Here is a 1,927-nt window from a genome sequence, read left to right as displayed (position 1 = left end):
CCGTCATCCAATCGGATGCAGGAACGGGTCGACAGTCGGGTTAGGAGATTTCGCCATTTCAGGAAGGAATATCGACAGCTTCGAAGGCAAAAAAAACCGGGAGATGAGTCCCGGTTTTTTTGTTAACCCGAAAGTGCGCTGACGGTTACCAGAAGCGTTGCTGGGTCAACCGGCTCCACCAGGTCAGCAAAACGCGATCGACCGAACCGCTGGCCGCCATACCAATACGCTCTTGCAGGCTTTTGCGTTCGGCGTAATGCAGGTGGAAGAGCTCRGCATTTTTTGCCCGTTCGGCGAGGTATTCATCGCTGGTTTTGAGCTCGTCGACCAGTTGCTTGTCGAGGGCTGCGACACCGAGCCAGACTTCACCGGTGGCCACGTCATCGATGGCCAGTTGCGGGCGATAACGCGAGACGAAGTTCTTGAACAGCTGATGGGTAATGTCCAGGTCTTCCTGGAATTTCTCGCGCCCCTTCTCGGTGTTTTCGCCAAACACGGTCAGGGTGCGTTTGTATTCGCCGGCCGTCAGCACTTCGAAATCGATGTCGTGTTTTTTCAGCAAGCGATTGACGTTGGGCAGTTGCGCCACCACRCCGATCGATCCGAGGATCGCGAACGGCGCGCTGATGATCTTCTCRCCGATGCASGCCATCATGTAGCCGCCGCTGGCCGCGACCTTGTCGATGCAGATGGTCAATGGCACGCCAGCATTGCGGATGCGCGCCAATTGCGAAGACGCCAGGCCGTAGCTGTGAACCATGCCGCCACCGCTTTCCAGACGCAGCACCACTTCATCCTTGGGCGTGGCCAGCGTCAGCAGCGCGGTAATTTCGTGACGCAGATTTTCGGTGGCCGAAGCTTTGATGTCGCCGTCGAAATCCAGCACGAACACGCGCTGTTTGGTCTCGGAGGTTTTCTTTTGCTTTTTCTCGGATTTAGCCTGGGACTTGCGCAAGGCCTTGAGCTGGTCCTTGTCGAGCAAGGTCTGTTCCAGGCGTTCGCGCAGCCCTTTGTAGAAATCATTTAGTTTGCTGACTTGCAACTGGCCGGCCGACTTGCGTCGACCTTTGCTGCGCAACGCCGCAAAACTGGCCAGGACCACCAGAATGGCGATCACCAGTGTCACGGTCTTGGCCAGAAAACTGGCGTATTCGGACAAAAACTCCACAGTGACTCCTTCATTACGATGCGCGGCTTGAACACGCGCGGGATGTGTTCAGCATACCCATGCGCCAGCTCGGCGACCAGCCGTGAAACCTATGGCAACAGCCCTGCAACAGACATTTCAAACAAGCGTATGTTTTTTCATTGACAGCTCACTGCCATCCTCATAACCTCGCCAAACCTTCATCGTACCGGGACGACTTGGACGTGGGCAGCATCTATTTGATTCGACATGGCCAGGCCTCCTTTGGTGCAGACGACTATGACGTCCTGTCGCCAACCGGTATTCGCCAGGCAGAAATCCTCGGCCAGCACCTGGTCGAACTGGGTATCAGCTTCGATCGCTGCCTTTCGGGCGACCTGCGCCGCCAGCGCCATACCGCCACTAGCGCGATGGAACAGTACTCAGCCGCGGGCCTGCCAGTTCCGCCCCTGGAAATCGATTCCGCCTTCAATGAGTTCGACGCTGACGCGGCAATCCGCGCGTTGTTGCCGGCCATGCTGGACGATGAACCCGAGGCCCTGGACATCCTGCGCAACGCCGCGCAAAACCGCGCCGAGTTTCAACGCATCTTTGCCTTGATCATCGAACGCTGGCTCACCGGTTCCTATGACACGCCGGGCCTGGAAAGCTGGCTGGGTTTTGTGGAGCGTGTGCACGGCGGACTGCAACGAGTTCTGGAAAGCGCCGACAATAAACAGAAAATCGCCGTGTTTACCTCCGGCGGCACCATCACGGCCCTGCTCTACCTCATTACACAAA

Annotated in this window: 2 protein-coding genes; one reads left to right on the top strand and one right to left on the bottom strand. The window is 57.2% G+C overall.

All coding sequences use genetic code 11. From position 1 onward, the window contains the following. Positions 1 to 145: 145 nt before the first annotated feature. Entirely contained in the window at positions 146 to 1,168 is a 1,023-nt protein-coding gene (sohB, locus tag AC1DSG_RS30755; protein WP_477794231.1) for a protease SohB, read from the bottom strand. Positions 1,169 to 1,371: 203 nt separating this feature from the next. On the opposite strand from sohB, the gene AC1DSG_RS30750 reads away from it, so the two are divergent. Then, positions 1,372 to 1,927: histidine phosphatase family protein (locus AC1DSG_RS30750; protein ID WP_477794230.1), on the top strand; the 556-nt coding region annotated here is incomplete at its 3' end.

Source organism: Pseudomonas sp. P5_A12 (assembly GCF_056400685.1).
Note: the sequence above shows the minus strand (reverse complement) of the source record. Positions and strands in the feature narration are given on the sequence as shown.